At 74.6% G+C, this 18,138-nt stretch carries 14 protein-coding genes; 5 read left to right on the top strand and 9 right to left on the bottom strand.

Going from position 1 to position 18,138, the window contains the following annotated elements; translation table 11 throughout:
• The first annotated feature begins 47 nt into the window (after positions 1-47).
• Genes flhA through BSZ37_RS04470 form a run of 5 tightly spaced genes read left to right on the top strand, consistent with a single transcriptional unit; the run spans position 48 to position 5,132 of the window.
• On the top strand, positions 48-2,117 hold the full coding sequence (gene flhA / locus BSZ37_RS04490; RefSeq protein WP_095509393.1) for a flagellar biosynthesis protein FlhA: 2,070 nt from the start codon (positions 48-50) through the stop codon (positions 2,115-2,117).
• A gap of 19 nt (positions 2,118-2,136) precedes the next feature.
• Positions 2,137-3,339, top strand: a complete 1,203-nt coding sequence (locus BSZ37_RS04485; RefSeq protein WP_095509392.1) for a hypothetical protein — start codon at positions 2,137-2,139, stop codon at positions 3,337-3,339.
• A 33-nt stretch (positions 3,340-3,372) separates the two neighbouring features.
• Complete coding sequence (locus BSZ37_RS04480) at positions 3,373-4,161, top strand: MinD/ParA family ATP-binding protein (RefSeq protein ID WP_095509391.1); 789 nt, start codon at positions 3,373-3,375, stop codon at positions 4,159-4,161.
• Between the two features lie 18 nt (positions 4,162-4,179).
• Complete coding sequence (locus BSZ37_RS04475) at positions 4,180-4,362, top strand: hypothetical protein (RefSeq protein WP_095509390.1); 183 nt, start codon at positions 4,180-4,182, stop codon at positions 4,360-4,362.
• A gap of 2 nt (positions 4,363-4,364) precedes the next feature.
• Positions 4,365-5,132, top strand: coding sequence for a sigma-70 family RNA polymerase sigma factor (locus tag BSZ37_RS04470; RefSeq protein WP_095509389.1), 768 nt, complete (start codon positions 4,365-4,367; stop codon positions 5,130-5,132).
• A 69-nt stretch (positions 5,133-5,201) separates the two neighbouring features.
• On the opposite strand, the gene BSZ37_RS04465 is transcribed toward BSZ37_RS04470, so the two are convergent.
• From BSZ37_RS04465 to BSZ37_RS04425, 9 genes are all read right to left on the bottom strand, one after another.
• Positions 5,202-6,101, bottom strand: a complete 900-nt coding sequence (locus BSZ37_RS04465; protein ID WP_095509388.1) for a phospholipase C/P1 nuclease family protein — start codon at positions 6,099-6,101, stop codon at positions 5,202-5,204.
• Between the two features lie 144 nt (positions 6,102-6,245).
• Positions 6,246-7,382, bottom strand: coding sequence for a hypothetical protein (locus BSZ37_RS04460; protein WP_095509387.1), 1,137 nt, complete (start codon positions 7,380-7,382; stop codon positions 6,246-6,248).
• The gene (locus tag BSZ37_RS04455; protein WP_095509386.1) at positions 7,379-9,043 is read right to left on the bottom strand and encodes a T9SS type A sorting domain-containing protein; all 1,665 of its coding nucleotides are present in this window, start codon (positions 9,041-9,043) and stop codon (positions 7,379-7,381) included. Before BSZ37_RS04455 ends, BSZ37_RS04460 begins: the two co-directional genes overlap by 4 nt.
• Complete coding sequence (locus BSZ37_RS04450) at positions 9,040-10,317, bottom strand: CsgG/HfaB family protein (RefSeq protein ID WP_095509385.1); 1,278 nt, start codon at positions 10,315-10,317, stop codon at positions 9,040-9,042. Before BSZ37_RS04450 ends, BSZ37_RS04455 begins: the two co-directional genes overlap by 4 nt.
• A gap of 44 nt (positions 10,318-10,361) precedes the next feature.
• Entirely contained in the window at positions 10,362-11,486 is a 1,125-nt protein-coding gene (locus BSZ37_RS04445) for a hypothetical protein (protein WP_095509384.1), read from the bottom strand.
• 12 nt (positions 11,487-11,498) lie between these two features.
• Positions 11,499-13,556 carry a serine/threonine-protein kinase gene (locus BSZ37_RS04440; RefSeq protein WP_095509383.1) on the bottom strand — a complete coding sequence of 686 codons (2,058 nt, stop codon included), beginning with the start codon at positions 13,554-13,556 and terminating at the stop codon, positions 11,499-11,501.
• 78 nt (positions 13,557-13,634) lie between these two features.
• Entirely contained in the window at positions 13,635-14,444 is an 810-nt protein-coding gene (locus BSZ37_RS04435; RefSeq protein ID WP_095509382.1) for a PP2C family protein-serine/threonine phosphatase, read from the bottom strand.
• Between the two features lie 35 nt (positions 14,445-14,479).
• Complete coding sequence (locus tag BSZ37_RS04430) at positions 14,480-16,264, bottom strand: FHA domain-containing protein (protein ID WP_095509381.1); 1,785 nt, start codon at positions 16,262-16,264, stop codon at positions 14,480-14,482.
• On the bottom strand, positions 16,254-18,068 hold the full coding sequence (locus BSZ37_RS04425; RefSeq protein WP_095509380.1) for a type VI secretion system contractile sheath domain-containing protein: 1,815 nt from the start codon (positions 18,066-18,068) through the stop codon (positions 16,254-16,256). Before BSZ37_RS04425 ends, BSZ37_RS04430 begins: the two co-directional genes overlap by 11 nt.
• Positions 18,069-18,138: the final 70 nt, after the last annotated feature.

The following is an 18,138-nucleotide window of genomic DNA, read 5'->3' as shown; positions in this document are numbered from 1 at the left end:
CCGCCTCGGCGCCGAGGCGGGCGGACTCGTCGGCCCGCCTCTAAGCCATGTCCGCCGCCGCCGTCCCCGCCGCCCGACCGCCCGCGTTCACGCTGAACGGGGAGGCCCTGGCCGCCACCGGGCTCGTCCTCGTCCTGTTCGTGATGGTGGTGCCCCTCCCGGGGTTCCTCCTCGACCTCCTGCTGGCGACGAACATCGCCATCAGCCTGGCCGTCCTCCTCACGGCGTTCTACGCCGAGCGCCCGCTCGACTTCGGCATCTTCCCGGGGCTCCTCCTCGTGACGACGCTGTTCCGGCTGTCGCTCAACGTGGCCTCGACGCGGCTCATCCTGGGCGAGGCCAAGGCGGGCGCGCTCATCGAGGCGTTCGGGGAGTTCGTGGTGTCGGGGAATTACGTGGTCGGCGCCATCGTCTTCCTCGTCCTCGTCCTCATCAACTTCGTGGTCATCACGAAGGGCTCGGGGCGGATCGCGGAGGTCGGCGCGCGGTTCACGCTCGACGCCCTGCCCGGCAAGCAGATGGCGATCGACGCCGACCTCAACGCCGGGCTCATCGACGAGGGCGAGGCCAAGCGCCGCCGCTCCGAAGTCTCGCGCGAGGCCGACTTCTACGGGGCCATGGACGGCGCCTCGAAGTTCGTCCGCGGCGACGCCATGGCCGGGCTCGTCATCACGGCCATCAACATCGTCGGCGGGCTCATCATCGGGGTCGCGCAGTACGGGATGGGGCCGGCCGAGGCCGCCCAGACGTTCACGTTGCTGTCGATCGGCGACGGGCTCGTGAGCCAGATCCCGGCGCTCCTCATCTCGACGGCCGCCGGCCTCATCGTCTCGCGGGCGTCCGGCGAGGGCAACCTCTCGTCCGAGACCCAGTCGCAGCTGTTCGGCAAGCCGGAGGCCCTGTTCGTGACGGCCGGGTTCATGGCGCTCCTCGGCGTGCTGCCGGGCCTCCCGATCGTCCCATTCTGGGCGCTCGCGGGGGGCCTCGCGTTCGTCGCGTTCCGCCGCGCCGGCACGATCGCCGACGAGGCCGAGGAAGCGGCCCGGCCCGCCGAGACGGCCCCCGCGCCGGAGCCCGAACCGGCCGACCTCCTCCTGGTCGACGAACTGGAGCTCGAGATCGGCTACGGCCTCATCCCCGTCGTCGACCCGGCCCAGGGCGGCGACCTCCTCGAGCGGATCTCGATGCTCCGCCGCCAGCTGGCGACCGAGATGGGCATCGTGGTCCCGCCCGTCCGGATCCGCGACAACGTGGCGCTCGACGCGAACGCCTACGTGGTCAAGCTCCGCGGCAACGACGTGGCGCGCGGCGAGGCCCTCCCGGGCTACCACCTCGCTCTTCTCCTCGACGGGAACGACGAGGCGCCCCCCGGCATCCGGACCGTCGACCCAACATTCGGGCTCGAGGCGGTGTGGGTCGCGGACCGGTCGCTCCCCGAGGCCGAGCGCCTCGGGCTGGCGACGGTCGAGGCCCCGGCCGTCATCGCGACGCACCTCCTGGAGACGCTCCGCAAGCACGCCCACGCGCTCCTCACGCGGCAGGGCACGCGCGAGTTGCTCGACAAGGTGCAGGAGTCGGCCCCGGCGCTCGTGGGCGAGCTCGTGCCCGACCAGCTCTCGGTCGGCAGCGTCCAGCGCGTGCTGAAGCGGCTGCTCCAGGAACGCGTCCCGATCCGCGACCTCGTCCTGATCCTCGAAGCCCTGGCCGACCGAGCGGCCTCGACGAAGAGTCCGGAGGTGCTGACGGAGTTCGCGCGGGCCGCCCTCGCGCCCACGCTCACGCGGCACTTCTCCGGACCCGACGGCCGGCTCCACGCCGTCGTGCTCGACCCGACCCTGGAACACCACTTGCTAGAGAGGGCGCAGACCGGTGAGCTCAACCCGAGCACGCTCGGCCTCGACCCCGACCGGGCCGCTCGGCTCCAGGCCGAGGCCGAGGCCCGGCTGAAACCGCTGATCGCCGCCGGCCACCCGCCGGTCCTCCTGACCTCCCCCGTGCTCCGCGCCACCCTCTTCGCCTTCCTCGACCCCGTCCTCCCGGACGTCGCGGTCCTGTCCTACCAAGACCTCGTGCCCGAGGCGCCGGTGGACGTGGAGGGGCAGGTGAGCCTCCCGTAGCGCCCTTCTCGGCCTGTTCATGACCCTCAAGACCGTCACCGGCCCCTCCATCCGCGAGGCCCTCGCCGACGCGCGACGCCTGTTCGGCCGCGACGTGGTGATGCTCCAGTCGACGCCCGGCGCGGCCGGCAGACCGGCGTCCGTGACGGTCGCCTTCGACGACACGCCGGTCGCCAAGCCCACACCGGCGGCCCGGCCGGCGTCGGCGCCCGCGCCCCGGCCGACGCCGCCCCCCGCAGTCCCTGAGCCGGTCGCCAAGGCCGCTCCCCGGGCCTACGGCTACGGGGCGGCCCGGAACGTGCGTCCGAAGCCGACGGAACCGATTTCCGCGCCGGCCCAGCCGGCGGGGCCCGCCCTTCCGGCCTGGACGCCTCTGATCGCCCCGTCGGCTCCCGCGACGGAGCCCGGTGCGACGGCCGCCGAGGTGGCCGCGCTCCGCGCACGGCTGGCGACGCTCGAGTCCGCCCTCGCCCGCCTCGCGCCCGCCGCGCCCACCGGTCCCACCCCGGTCGTCTTCGTTGGGCCGGCCGGGGCTGGGAAGACGTCGCTGGCGCTCCGGCTGGCGCTGGCGCCTGCGCTCGCCGGCGCGTCGCAGCCGGCAGCGCTGATCGTGGCCCCGGAAGGCGGCCACGCCCCCGACGCCGCCCCCGTGTTCTGGGCCGCAGGCGTCCCCGTGGCCGTCGTCCACACGGCCGAGGAGACCGCCGAGGCGCTCGCCCGCTTCGCCGAGACCGGCGCCGACTTCGTCGTGGTCGACACGCCGGCGCTCCCCCTCGCCGCCGACCGCGCGCGGCCCGTCGTGGCCCGCCTCGGCGAGGTGCTGGCCCCGCTCGGCCGGGCCGAGGTCCACCTCGCCGTCGACGCCACGCGGGCGCCGGCGACGCTGACCGCCGCGACCGTCGCGGCCCTCGGCCTCCGCCCCGACGCGCTGGCGCTCACGCGGCTCGACGAGGCCCCGGCCGCCGGCGACGTCTGGACCGACGTCCTCGGCCTCCCGCTCCGCTTCGCGGCCTCGGGATCCGCTCCCTCCGACCTCGCACGGGCCGATCACCAGACCACTCGACCGGCCGCACCGCCGCCGGCCCGATCGGCCTCCCCGCCCCCGGAGCCTCGCCGCGCAGCCGTGGCGCCGGACGGCCGCGCGGTCGGGCTCGACCTCCACTCGCTCGTCTCTACCGTCCTCTCCGAGAGTCCCGCACGCGCACGCCCCGTCAGCGCCTAGCCCCTCCCCCCTCTCATGGACCCTCTCCGCACCATGGCTCCTCTCCCCACTCCCTCCTCGCCGCACGGCATCGTCCTCGCGGTCGTCAGCGGCAAGGGGGGCACGGGCAAGAGCACCATCGCCGTCAACCTCGCCGAGACGCTGGCTGAGGCGGGCCGGTCGGTCGCGCTCCTCGACGCCGACCCCTGCCAGAGCTCGTGCGCGACGCTCCTCAACGAGGAGCCGCGGGCGAGCGTCCTCGCCGTGGCGAGCGGCGCCGTCCCCGCCGAGCGGGCGTTCCACCAGACCGCGGGCGGCCTCTCGCTGGTCGTCGGCGGCTCTGCGACCCGGCCCGGCGACGTGTGCCCGGCGCTCTACGAAGCGTTCGACGCCGTCATCGACCTGGCCGCGGCCACGCACGACGTGGTCCTCATCGACGCACCGGCCGGGCTGGACGGGCTCGTCCGGTGGGCGCTCGACCGGGCCGACGCGGGGCTCCTCGTCGTCGTTGGCGAACCGACGGCGGTGACGGGGGCCTACGCCCTCGCGAAGGCCGTCTGGCACGTGGCCCCGACGTACCCCTTCCTGGCCGTCGTCAACGCGGCCGACACCGACGCGGACGCGGTCCGGACGGCCGAGCGGTTCGCCGAGCTGACGACCCAGTTCCTGGGGCAGTCGCCGTCGCCGGTGGGGTGGCTCCCGTACGACGCCCAGGTCCGGGCCGCCGCGCGCGCGCAGGTCCCCGCCGTCCGGCGCTCCGCCTCTCTCCGCACGGCGTTCGCAGGCCTCGCGGGAGCGCTCGCCCCGCTGCTCCCGGCTCCGACGACCTCGGCCGCCGCCTGACGCTCTCCGCCCGCTCCGATGTCCCACGGTCTCGCCCGCTCCGCCGCACTCCTCGCCTTCCTGGCCGTGCTCCTCGGCCGGGGGCTGTCGCTCTCGCCGGGTGACCTCTCGGCCGCGGGCGGCGTCGGCCTCATCGTCTACGGCGTGCTCACCCTGGGCCGCCCGGCCCTCCGCCGCCTCCTCGCCCCCGCCCGCGACTAGCCGTGCCCGCTCCCGACCTCCAGGCTCTCGTCGAGCGCTACCTCGCCGACCCCTCCGCCGTCCGCCGCGAGGCGGCCGTGCTGGCCGGCGTCCCGCTCGTCCGCTCGATCGTGGGGAAGGTGCCCGTGCCGGCCCACCCGCTGGCCAGCCGCGAGGACCTCGAGGGGGCCGGCCTCGTCGGCCTCGTCGAGGCCCTCAACGGGTACGACCCCAAGGCCGGCGCGTCCTTCCTGACGTTCGCCTACCTCCGGGTGCGCGGGGCCGTCGTCGACTACCTCCGCTCCCTCGACGTCCTGTCGCTGGCCAAGCGGAAGCGGGTCGCCGAGGCCGGCCGCGTGGCCGAGGCCCTCCGCCAGGAGCTCGGCGCGGAGCCCACCGACCGCGAGATCGCCGACCGCCTCGGTCTCGGCCTCGCCGACTACGACCAGCTGATGGTCGAGGCCCAGGCTCGGTTCGCCCTGTCGCTCGACGCGCCGGCCGGCCCCGAGCGGGACGAGTCGCTGCACGACGTGGTCGGCGACGACGGCGCCGGCGCCGGGTTTGACACGGCCGACCAAGCCCACACGCTCGGCCAGGTCCGGACGGTCATCGAAGGGCTCCCTTCGCGGACGCGGGCCATGGTGGGCATGTATTACGACGAGGGGCTCACGCTCCGCGAGATCGGGGCCGTCTTCCAGGTCAGCGAGGCCCGGGTCTCGCAGATCCTCGGCCGGACGCTCCTGTCCATCCGCGCCCGCCTCGAGGCCGAGGTGGAGGCGGCCGTCGCCTGACGCGCGCGAGAGGTGGGGCAGGACGCCCCTGAGGCGGACCGACTCCGCCCGCCTCGGTCGGGCTCGGGGCTATTCGGCGCTGGTGACCCAGGCAGTCCACCAGAGGTCGCGGAGCATGGCCGCACCGGCCGCCAACCGGTCTACGGCGAACGCCTTGTGGTCCGCGCCCTGCGTGTCGGGGCCGAACGTCTCGACCTCGTCGAGCTCGTAGAGCCGCTCCACGAGCGCGTGCGTGTCCGCCACGTACGACCAGACCGCCGGGCGGAGCGGACCGAGGTCGCGGGCCGGCGCCGTGAGCGCGGCCTCGACGTCGCCGAGGCTGACGTTCGCCTCGACGTAGGCGCTCTCGAACCGGCCGTGGAAGCCGCGCTCGAGCGTCGCGAATCGGCCGTCGTCCCCGGCCCACCCGTTGTAGTGGATCGTCGTGTGGTGCGGGTTCGAGCCGTCGGCGACGTAGTGGCCGAGGATGCCGGCGTCGTTGACGATCCGCTCCTCGATGTAAGCCCGCTCCTCATCGCTCTCGGCCGCCCGCCAGTTCCGGAAGCCGACGCGGATCCGCTGCGTGAGCTCGAGGATCTGGTACGGAAGGACGCCCGCCGTCTTGGCGTCCCCGCCGTGGGCCGCCAGCGAGTCGGCGAAGGCGAGGCGGTCGGGGGCGTCGAGCACGCCGGCCGGGACGAGCTCGAGGTCGATGTAGTGCTCGGGCGCGTGGGCGGCGTCCATGGCCCGGTCGAGGTCGCGCTCGGTCCGGTCGCGCCAGCGGTCGGGCTCCGGGTTGAGGTACGAGAGCTGGGCGGCGGCGTCGCGAAAGAAGGCCGGCATCGAGTCCGGGAGCGCGTCGGCGGCGGCGCGGCCGACGAGCCGGTGGCCGTGCTCGCCCCAGCGGACGGCGGGCGCGGAGGGCGGCGGGACCGGAGTGGACGCGGAGAGCGCGACGGCGGCGAGGGCGCAGAGCGCGAGGCGAGGCATGGGCACGTGGTGGATGCGGGCAGAGGGTAACGCCACACTCGCCCCACGTCCTGTGACGAAACCGTGCCGCCACGGAGACTGCACCGACCCGCTCGGCCTCGGGCGCACCGCCGCCCCCCGACCGCGGCCCCGAGGCGGGCCGACCTAAAAGCCGACGCGAACGCTGGCGCCGACGCGATAGCCTGTCAGCGGCGGCGCCCCGATGGCCTCGGCGACCCCGAGCGTATAGACGAAGCTCCCGCGCACGAGTGCGTTCGCTCCGACGGCGAATCGTGGGGCGACGCCCAGGTCCACGAGCACCTGTTGCTCGGCGAGCGCGGCGGGCGCAGTCCGAATGATGTCCTCGCCCGAGTCCGAGCCGTAGAAGCCGACGCCGGTGCCGTAGTACCGCGCGCCGGCCGAGAGCGCGACCTCGGCGGTCTCCGGCCCGAACCCGAGGCTGACGGCCACCTTCGCCTGCGACGGCCGCAGGTACGCCACGGGTCGAGGGGCCTCCTCGCCGATCGCACCGTCGAACACGTGGCGATAGCGCGCGAGGATCTGACTCCGGACGTATCGGCCAGCCAGGTCGGCCAGCATCGTGACCACCGCCCGATCACCGGGGCTGAAGGTCTGGCCCCTGTAGCCGTCGTCCCCGTAGAGCACGTACGAGCCCTCCAGACGGAACGACGAGGCGCCGCCGATCGAGGCGTCGACGCCAGCCGTCAGGATGACCTCGTTGGCCGGCGCGTAGGCCGACGTGTCGCCCGCAAAGAGCGTGTAGGCTGACCGGGCCGAGTACGCGGCCCCGAACCCGGCGGCCATCCCCTCGCCCGCCGGGACCGCCAGCGCGATCCCAGGCGACACCACGGCCCCTTGCCCGAGCGTCGGCAGCGCAAACGCGAAGTCGTCGACGGCGAGCGCGGCGGACGTCGCGAACTGCTCGACCGTCAGCGCCGTCTGGCCCGTCGGGAGGCTCGACGCGACCAGGAGGTCGACGATGGCGGCCCCGAGCGGGCGCCGGTACCCCACGCTGAGCTGGGTGTCGCCCAGCCCGCTCAGTGACTCCAACCCGTCGCCGCTGACCGTCGCGTAGACGGCCTGGACGCCGACCGACAACCCGGGCACCACCTCGGCTGCGGCCGAGATCGGAACGACGACCTCGCTGACCGACCGCTCGTCCCCCGTCGAATAGGTCTGCGACACGGCGCCGGCCTCGACGACGACGCGAGGCGACGGCTGGGCGGCGACGCCCGCCGTGACGAGTGCGAACAGGACGGCCGAGCGGCGCAGACAGGTCATGGAGAGAGGAGAGTGACGCGCGCGGCAGCGGAGCCCGACGCGGACGAAAGCCGGAGGAGGTAGACGCCGGCCGCGACCGCGCAGCCGGCCCCGTCTTGGCCGTCCCAGCCGACGACGACTTCGGTCCCGTCCAGCCGCGTCGCGCGAACGACGCGGCCGAGCACGTCGACCACCTCGAAGCGGGCGGGGCCGGGGAGCGTCACGGGGACCGTCACGGCGCCCGTTGTCGGGTTGGGCCGGGGCGTGCCGAACGACGGCCCAGCCGGCGCTGCGGTCAGACCGGTGCCGGCGCGGACCGCCAGCCGGCGGATGGGCGCCCCGTCGATCGCCTCGACGCGGACGCGATCACCCACGACCGCGAGCGCCTCGCCCCGGTCGAGGTCCTCAACGACGAGCCCGTCCGGCCAGTCGCCGTACGGGGTGAAGTCAAGGTCCACGTCGTCGTCCGCCGCGACCGTCACCGTCCACACCGCCGCGTCGCGCGGCTGGAACCGGCTGATCCACTCCTCACCATCGGCCCGCGCCGAGAGCCGGAGCCCGCTGTCAACGGCGGGCGGCTTACGGAGGTCAACCGGCCCGCCGACGGTACCCGCCGCCGATCCGTCGACGCCGAGCACGACTTCGTCCGTGACGCCTCCCTGCGAGGCCGTCACGTGGAGGACGCCCGCCCCCACCCCGGCCCGCTCCTGGACCCGCTCCGCCACCGTCCGCGCCGCGCCGCCCTCCCCCGGGCGCGCGCGGAATCGTAGGACCCCCTCGGGGCCGGGATTGAATACGAAGTAGCCCTCCCACGGACGGAGAGTCGCCTGCCCGCCCACGAACGTGCCGGTGAAGGCGACCGGGTCCTCGACGCCCGCCGGGCGGCCCACGTCGGCCCACTGGATGGGAAAGAGGAACGGGCTCCCGATCTGGTTCCACCCCGTCTGGATAGGGATCGTCACATCGGCCGCCCGCGGCGCGCCGTCCACGATCGCGGCTCCCGTCGACAACCCGTTCTCCACGTCGAACGTGCCGATTCGGCTCGTAATGAGCCAGTAGCCCGCCCCGGGACGGACCCGATCGAACGAGGCAGCGTCGCGCACGGCGTCACGGTACGCCTCGGCGAGCGGGTCCCACCGGAGCAGGCGCCACTGTGCCGGGTCGCCGTCGTCGCCGAAGTCGTCGCCGAAGACGGCGACCGGGTCGTCGCTGCCCAGCGTAACGGGGACGCCCGGAGCCTCACCGAGGTGGAGCGGGACCGAGACCATCCGGTACTGACGGACCGGAAGCGTGACGTCCGACCTGGTCACCGGCACGAAGGAGGGCACACGGAACGGCATCTCCTGCGGGGCCTGGACCGGCTCGGTGAACGTCTCACCATCGAGCCGATACTGGGCGTACACCTCGACGCCCTGCCGCGGGATGTCGAACGGGGCGGCCACCGACCAAAGGCTCGGGGTCTGCTCCGAGGCCACGAGCTCCAGGAACGTGGTCTCACCGACGGCGCGGACGAAGAGGGACGCGGCCTCGGGACGCGCCTCGAGGAAGCGGGCGGTCACGGTGGCGGACCGTCCCGCGATGGGGATGGTCGGGTCGAGGCGGATCTCGACGCGGCCGGCCTGAGCGGTAACGGGTGCCGCCAGTACGAGCGCGGCGAGGAGGAGGACGTGACGGGGCGTCATGGGAGGTTCTGCCCAGCTGGGGGCGGCGCAGGCGGATCGGGGAGCGGGCCGAGCGCGCCGGCTTGGCTCCCCTCGACGCCGGGCTCACGCGAGCCCTCGCCCGGCGCGACGTGGCCGACCAGCGTCTCACGGAGCCCGTCGGCGACGCGTTGGACGGCCGACGACCCCTCGACGGGGACCGGCTCGAGCGCGGCACTCGCCGCGGCCGTGAGGGCGGGACCGGGCGGGACCGACGTGGCGGCCGAGAGCGCGGCGCCCTCCCGTGCCTGCGCAGCGAGCGCAAACGTCGGATCCCGCTGGAACGCCTCGTCGTAAAGCCGAGCGGCCCCGACAAAGTCGCCGTCGTCCTCTCGAAGGAGCCCGCGGCTGTAGAGGAGGAACGCGACGAGGTCTGCCGTCGGGGCCTCCATGAGCTCCGCGCGCTCCGTCTCAGAGACGACGACGCCGAGCGCCTCGAGCACGTCGAGCGTGATCGACTTCTGGACGCGGAACAGGTCCTCGACGCCGCCCTCGGTCGTCTCGAGCTGCCGGAGCGAATCGGCCCACACGGCGGACTCGACGCGGAGCGCCTCGCCTTGCACGTCGACTTCGCCCCCCACGAGGCGGCCGGCGCGGAGGAGGCGCCCAGTCCTCGGCGCCGTGCGCGGGTCGAGGATGCCCTGCCGGGCGAGGTCGTACTCGGCGAGGAGCGCCTGGAGCCGCGCCCGCTCGACCACCTCCAGCGGCTGCACCGACGCGAGGTCGATCGACAAGACCTCCGCCAGCCCGCGGCCGAGCGCCTGGTACTCCGCGTTGTCCCCCCGGTACGCGAATGGCAACACGCCGACGGCATCGCCGGCCGGGCCGGTCGTCACGGAGTCCTCGACCGCGAGCGCCTCGGCGAACTCGCGCTGGAGTCGCGCGCGGACGAGCCCATTGAGCCGCGCCCGCAGCGAGTCGCGGTAGACGTCGCCCGCATCGACATTGAGGTAGCGGGCGTACGTGTCCTCCGCCTCGGCGGGCCGGTCGAGCGCCTCGCTGACGAGGCCGGCGAAGTAGAGGGTCTGCCCGTCGGTCGGGTCGACGGCGAGCGCACGGGCGAAGGCGCCGAGGGCCGGGCCGTAGTCCTCCTCGACGGCCAGGATCGCGCCGAGGTCGCGGAGCGCCTCGACGTCGCGTGGGTTCTCGGCGACGCGCGCTTCGAGCTGGGCGCGGGTCGGGGCGACGGCGACGGGGCCGGCGCAGGCGACCAGCCCGAGCGCGCACGCGGCAGCAAAAAGAAAGAGGCGGAGCACAGGGGCGGGAAGCGGGAGCCTCCAGAAGAGAGTGGCCGGCGGGCCTAGTTGTTGGCGGCCATGAGCGGCATGACGCCCTCGTCCATGCGGAGCTGCGCCGGCTCGTAGTCGGGGTCGAGCGAGAGCGCCAGCTGGTACTGCTCGAGCGCGGCGCCGTAGTCCTCCGTCTCCTCCAGGGCCAGCCCGCGGGCGTAGGCGATCACGGCGTCGAGCGACTCCGTCGAGGCCTGGGACGTCGGCTCGGCCGGAAGGCGGGCGTCGACGGCCTCGGCGACGAGCTGGCTGAGGCACGACACGAGCGCGTCAAACTGCGAGGCCCGGCCTTCCACGCGCTCGCCCATCAGGATCCGCCCCGTCTCGACGTCTACCACGCGGGCCGTCAGGAGCATGTCGTTGCCGTTCTTGATGTAGGTCCCGAACACGACCTGATCGGCGCCGAGGAGGCGGCCGGCCTCGCGGCCCGCGGCCTCGCCCGTGCCCAGCGCCGCCTCGTCGAGAAGCCACTGGAGGCGGACGCGCTCGACCAGCTCGAGGTCGGTCGAATTCCGCATCCGGTCGATCATGAGCGAGGCGAACCCGAGGCGGAGCGGGTCGACCTGCTGGAAGTCGGTGATCGAGCCGTTGGTGAAGTCGGCGATAGCCAGCGTCCGGCCGCGGTCGGTCTGGACGGCGTACGAGCCGTCCTGGTCGTGGCGAACCTCGTAGAACGTCTCGAGGAGCGCGAGCGGCTCGACGTCGGGGTTGAGGCGGACGAGCGGGGGCTCGGTCGCGACGAGCCGGCGCAGGGCCTCGGCGGAGCCGGCGCGGTCGCCGAGCGCGAGGCGGGTCCGCCCGAGCATCCGGAGGGCCACGCGACGGACGTCGCCGCTGGCGGACGTCGCGACGGCGTCGAACTGGCTGGAGGCGGCCTCGAAGTCCGCTTGGTCGTACGCCGCGACGGCCGCGTCGAGCGCGGCGCTCTGGCCTCGGACGGCGGCATATCCGGGCTCGTAGGCCGGCGGGTCGGCCGGCGGCGGCGGTTCGAGGCTGGCGGTGGCCGTCGTCGTTTCACGCGGAGCGTCGCAGGCGGCGATGCTGCCCGTCGGCGACGCGGCGGCGCCGGACCCGCCACAGCCCGCCAACCCGACGGCGACGAAAGCGGAGAGGAAGAGGGCCGAGAATCGGGTCATGACAGGAGGGGCCTAGTAGCCGGACTGCGCGGCGCGGACCTGGAACGTGAGGGGGACGGGCGGAAGCGGGTCGGAGGAGAAGCGCGGCGGGACGTCGACCGTCACCATGTCCTCGCCGACGACCTCGTAGCCGCGGCGCCGGACGATGACGGTGTGCCGCCCGACCGGGAGGGTGACCTGCGTCGGCGTCTGGCCCTGGGCCTGCCCGTCGACGACGACGGACATCCACGGGCGCTCGGCGTCGGTCGAGGTCACGCTCACGCGGACGACGCGGGCCGGCGCGTAGCACGCGACGGGGGTCCGCTGGCCGGGCGAGACGGTGATCCGGGTCGATTCAGAGAGCGGGCCCGCTTGGCAGCGGGCGGTGTAGGTGCCGGGCCGAAGCTCCCGGCTCCCGTTACTAGAGATACCGGAACCGTCGATGGAGAGCGTCACGCCGGGCGCCAGCGACGCGTCGACGAACCCGACCTGCGGCGCGGCCGGACCGGTCGGCCCCGGCGTCTGCGGCCCCATCTGCGGCGGCGGGCGGGTCGGCTGGACCGGCGGCACGTCTCCCCCACCCTGCTGCTGCGTGACTGGCCCCACCTCGGTGCCGCCGGCGAGCGGCTCGGCCGGCGCGCTCCCCGCGCGGATGGCGAGCGCCTGCGGCGGCGGCGGCTCGGGGTCGAACGTCGGCGGGACGTCGACCGTGACCACGCTGTCGATCCGCTGCGACACGATCCGGAGCGTGTGGCGGCCCGTCGAGAGCGACAGCCGCGCCGGCAGGGCCATCCCCTCCGCCCCGTCGACCATGACGGCCGCCGGCTCGGCCGACCCGTTCCACGAGGCCGACACGTCGACGGCCTGGTCGTGCGGGAGGCAGGCTACGCGTCGCGTGGCGTTCCGCGTCACCTCGACCTCGGCCGTGGCCGAGATGTCGTTGGCGAGGCAGCGGACCTGGTGCGTCCCGGCGTCCAGCTCGAGCGTGCCCTCGACCGGCTCGCCGTCGAGGAAGTAGCGGACGCCCTCGGCCGGGACGAGCGCGAGCGCACCGGGCCGCGTCAGCCACCAGCCCCCGGCTCCGAGCCCCAGCAGGGCGAGCGCGACGAGCGCCAGCAGACCGATGGGCACGGGGAGTCCCTGCCGCGCCGGACTCGACGGGGGCGCCTCGGGGTCGCCGTCGTCCGAAGGCGTGGGCGGGGGCGCTACCACCGGCAGGCGCGGCACGCGCGTGAGCGTCGGCGTCGGGTCGTCGCCGGCGGCGGCGAGCGCCTCGCGCATCTCGGCGGCCGACTGGTACCGCGCCGCGGGGTCCTTCTCGAGCGACTTCATGAGGGCCGCCGCCACACCGCCCGTGACGCGCTCGCTGAAGCTCGTCGGCGGCGGGAACGCGTCTTCCACGATGGCCCGCATCATGGTGAAGTCGCCGCCGTCGCGGTCGAACGGGAGCCGCCCGACGAGCGCCTCGTAGGCCGTCAGCCCGAGCGAGAACAGGTCGCTCCGGTGGTCGAGCGTCGGGAGCGAGCGGACCTGCTCGGGCGACATGTAGGCCAGCGTGCCGGCCACGGCCTGCGTCCGCGTGGCGTCGGTGTCGCTGAGGCGCGCGAGGCCGAAGTCGGTCAGCTTGACCGTGTCGTCGGTCGTGAGGAGGACGTTCCGCGGCTTGATGTCGCGGTGGACGACGCCCACGGTGTGGGCCGCTTCGAGCCCGAGGAGCATCTGCCGGAGGAGCGGCCACAGCGTCTCCCACGGCATCGGCCCATTCGCCATCCGGTCGTGGAGGCTCCCGCCGTCGACGTACTCCATCACGATGAACAGCCCGTGCTCCGTCTCGCGGAGCGCCATCACGCGGACGATGTGGGGGCTGGCGACGCGGGCCATCGCGCGGGCCTCCGTCCGGAAGCGACGGACGAACGCGGCGTCAGTCGTCATCCCGGCCGTGATGGACTTGAGCGCGACGGGGATGCCGAGCGCGGTGTCCTCGGCCTGGTACACCACGCCCATCCCGCCGCGCCCGAGCACGCCCTGGATGTGGTACTCGCCGACGCGGGCGCCGATCAGCGGGTCGGCTGGGGGAGAGACGTCACTCATGGGGCGGGGGGAAAGGCGTCGACTCCATGGGCCTCGGCGCCGAGGCGGGCGGAGTCGGATGCGGTCGCAGGGCGGAGGTCATGGCGCGACTTGGACGACGACGGCCGTCGCGTTGTCGCGGCTGCCGAGCGTGCTGGCCCGCGTCACGAGCCAGTCGGCCGCGTCCTGGGGCGTGTAGGCGAGGACCGTCCGGACGAGCTCGTCGGGCCCGACCGGCGCGAGGCCGTCGGAGCAGAGGACGAACCGATCGCCGGGCTGGATGGCCCCGGCCTGGATCGCGTCGACCTCGACGTCCTCGCGGATGCCGATGGCGCGCGTGAGGTGGTGGGCCCGCGTCCGCGCGATCTCGGCGAGGGCCGGGTCGTGGCGGGCCGCCTCGCCGATCGTATGGTCCGTCGTCATCTGGACGATCCGCTCGCCGCGGACGCGGTAGGCCCGACTGTCGCCGACGTGGCCGAGGTAGGCCTGGCCGTCGGCGATGAGGAGGAGCGTGCACGTCGTCCCCATCTGGCGGCGGTACGAGCCGGCGTTGGCGCGGGCCCAGACGGCCTCGTTGGCCACCGTGATGGCCGCACGCATGAGCGCGAGCCGGTCGGACTGGGTCCGGAAATCGGGCCCGAAGGCCCCCATCATGGCGTCGACGGCCACGTTGCTCGCCTCGGCGCCGGCCTCGTGGCCGCCCATCCCGTCGGCCACGGCGAACACGGCCGGCTGGGGCACGACGCGGCCGGGCACGTCGCCCGAGGCGATGGCGAGGGCGGGGAGCACGCCGAAGGCGTCCTGGTTCTCGCTCCGGACGGCGCCCACATCGGTCCGTGCCCCCGCGGCGAGGCGGAGCGTCTGGGCGGCGACGGGCGGGACGGTCGAGGGGCGAGGGCTGGGGTCCACGGCGCTGGGAGCGTGGGTGGGCGAGTCGGCGTCGTCTAGTCGGCGGCGGGCTCCGTCTCGGCGCGTTCGCGGTCGACGGCGCGGGTGCCGAGGCGGGCGGCCCGCCCGGAGGCCGGCTCCGCCTCGGTGCGGATGCCGCCGCGCCCGCCGGCCAGGGCGACCTGCACGGGTGGGTCCATGTCGATCCCGAACATCCGCGGGTTCTGCCCGATCACGGCCGCGGCGAAGATGTTCATGACGTAGTCCTTCGTCTCGGCCGGCATCCGGCTCCGGTACTCCGTGAGGAACCGCCAGTAGGTCCGGTGCTGGGGGTCGTTGGCGATCCCACGCATGTGGTTCTTGATCCGGCCCTCGCCCCAGTTGTAGCTCGCGCAGACGAGGAGCCCGCTGGCCTGCGCGAGGTGGGTGTAGATGTCGTGGAGGTACCGCCCGGCGGCGTCGGCGGCCTGCCCGAAGTCGTGGCGCTCGTCGAGCGGGTCGTACTGGCTCGTCGCCACGAGCGGGCCCGGCTCGAGCCCGTAGCGCTGGCCGGTCTCGGGGATGAACTGCCAGGCGCCCTTCGCGTGGCCGTAGCGCGTCGGCGGCCCGACCGCGCGCGTGTCGAAGTTGCTCTCCTGGAGGGCGAGGTAGAAGAACTCCGTCGGCATCCCGTTGCGGCGCAGCGCGTTGACGGCGAGGACATCGAACCCGTTGACCTGCGCGTGGCGGACCGCCTGCTGGAACCGCCCGCTCCGCCGCCACTTCGCGACGTACACCTTGACCTCGTCGACGAACGCGTCCGGGATCGCGATCTCGCTCTCGCCAAAGTTGCGCGCGACGCGGTAGATGGCCTCCTCCTCCGACGACAGCCCGTCGTAGACGCCGAGCGCGCGGACGAACTGGTCGTAGCGGGCGGCCGTCCGCTGGCGGGCCGCACGGGCGCGCTCAAGGTCGACGGAGAGGCTGTCGGCGGCCCCTGGGTTGTCCTCGATCTGCCGCTCCAGGGACGCCACCTGCTCGGCCACGTCGATCTCATAGGTCTTGAGCTCGTAGAACAGCTCCTGCGCCTGCGCGCGGTACTGCACGGCGCGGTACTGGAGGTAACCGGCGTAGCTGATCGCGATCACGCTCACGCCGAGCGCGGCGAGGATGAGCGTCCGGTACTTCGACCGCTCCTTCTTCTGGACCTCCTGCTGGGCCTGCTGGAGGTCCTCGTAGGCCCGACGGATAAAGCGCGTCCGCTCGCCGACGTTCTCATCGTCCTCGCCGCCACCGAAGTAGCGGTCGACGACGGCGTCGTAGGACAGTTCGCCGTCGCCGCCCGCCGACGGCTCGCGCCGGCCACCGGGAGGGGGCGGGCCTGGGGCCTCCGCCTCGGTGGAGGCCGGAGCCGCGTCCGAGAGATCAGGGCGCTCGGCCGGCTCGGGGGCCGGATCGCCGAACTCGACCTCGTCGGGGCGGAAAGGGTCGGGCACCCCGGCCGGGTCTGCCTCGGGCGGAGCGGCGCCGAGGCGGGCGGGCCCGGCGCCGGCCGCCAGCGCGAACCGGAGGACGGGGCCGCCCTCCCCCACCTGCACCGCCTGGGGGCCGTCAACCCACACGCGTTCGACGCGCTCGCCATCGACCAGCGTACCGTTGGCGCTGCCGAGGTCGACGACCCACCAGCCGGCGTCGGCGGGCGTGACTTCGAGGTGGCGCCGGCTCACACGGGCCTCGTCGAGCGTCACGTCGCAGTCCTCCCGGCCGACCGTGAAGGGCCGGTCGAACGTCCACGCCTCCCCCTCCGCTTCGACGCGGAGGGGCGGCGGCGCGACCGACGGTCCGGGGGGCTCAGGCGGCATCCGCGGGCTCCGCTGGCGTCGTTGGCACCTCGACCCCAAACACGATCCCGACCGGGTGCGGCAGGACTTCCCGCGGCGGCCGGAGGCGAACGCCGTACGTCCGGGAGGTCTCCGTGTCGTGCTCGTCGAGGTACTGGACCGTCACCGCGTCGCCGTCCACGGGACCGCCGTCGCCGCGGAGGAAAGCGCGGAAGCGGCGGTCGATCTCTTGGAGTGCCGCGTCGGGCTCCAGGCCGGCGCACGCCGGGCCGATCACGAGCGCCCGGTGCGAGGCGAGCGCCGTCATGACGGCCGCCGAGAAGCTGGTCTGGGCCGCGCTCTCCGAGTCACCCGCGACGGCTGCCGAGGCGGGCGGGCCCATCACGGCGCGGTCGGTGCGGAGGGGGCCCGAGAACCCCAGGACGCCGGCTCGCGCGAGGTCGTTCAGCACGCTGTCGCCGAACGTCGCTGCGAGCGGCATCGCGCCCATCCGCGTGGCCCGGACCGGCAGGTCGCCGACGGCCTGCCCTGCCGCCGCGGTCGGCCAGCCGCGCGACTTGTGGGCCTCGGCCATCGCCAGCCCGACGAGGAGCGCGCCCCCGCCCCACAGCCGCTCGCCGCCCGCAACGCCGTGGACCTTGTCGGGATGGTCGTCCCCGTAGGCATGGCGAATGAGGAAGGGCGGGACGGCGAGCGACAGGAACGCCGCGTCGGGCCGCGTGCGAAGCGACCGAAACGCAGCGTACTCGGGCTGCTGGAGGAGGGCCGTGGCCGGGGGGAGCTTCGAGAAATCGGTCGGCGCGTCGAGCCCGAAGAAGGCCGGCGCGGCGCTCACGACGACCGGCACCTGGAGACTGGCGCCCGACGCGGCGAGGTCGCCCAGCGCGGCGAGGTCGGCCGAGGTCGCCTCGACGGCGTGGTCGAGGAGGACGGCGGCGAGCGGCGTTCGTTCGGAGCCGTGCTCGTACTCGGGCAGGAGGACCTGGAAGTGGACGGCCTCGGCGAGCGCGCCCTTGGGCGCGGCCAGCACCGACAGCCGCGCGCCGTCGCGGAATGCCATCCGCTTCACGAGCATCCGGAGCCCGCGCCACGCGGCCTCGGCGCGGCGGACGTCCGGGTGCTCGACGACGGCCGCCAGCGTCTGGCGGAGGCGGCTGGCGAGGTTGTCCGAGGCGCGCTGCGCGGCCGCACGGTCGACGCCTCCCGCCGGCTCCGATGCGGCGTCCACAAGGGCGCCGAGCGCGGAGTTCTTGGGCGGCGCCGACGTGTCGTCGCCGTCGAGGGCGACCAGGCCGAGGAGGTTATCGAGGCTGCCGTCGTCGTCGCTCGGGCGGGAGGCCAACCCAGCGGACGGGCCGGCGGCGACGGCCGCGGCGAGCGCGTCGGCCCCGGCGACGCCGGTCGCTCGAAGCTTGGTGCGGAGGTCGTCCAGCGAGCCGCCGGGCGCGTCCGCGAGGGCGGCCTGCGCGGCGGCGGCGGCCCGGAGCGCCGGCACGCGCTCGGCGATGCCGGCCGGCGTGAACGCGTCGAGCGCGGCGGCCGTCCACTCGAGCTCGGTGCGCTCGCCGTCGAGGCCGGGCACCGAGACCCTCAGCGTGGGACCGTGCGCCTTCATCCGGTCGGCGAACGTGTTCGCGTCGACGTCCCAGACGCGGTCGCCGGCCTCCCAGTCGGGCACCGGCGCCTGCGGATCGAGGTCGGCGACGAGCACGAGGCGGTAGGCCCCGCCGCGCTCGCGGACGGCCGCGCCGGCCGTCGGCGCCTCGGCCGTCGTGAGGTCCGGGTCGGACGTGATCTGGAAGCCGACGGACGGGGACTCGGGCATGGCGCAACGGGGACCGGAGCCGCCCCGGGCGTGGGGCGGCCGACTGCCCCTATACACTGGAAACGTGCGC

The organism is Rubrivirga marina (assembly GCF_002283365.1).
Lineage (GTDB): Bacteria > Bacteroidota > Rhodothermia > Rhodothermales > Rubricoccaceae > Rubrivirga > Rubrivirga marina.
Note: the sequence above shows the minus strand (reverse complement) of the source record. Positions and strands in the feature narration are given on the sequence as shown.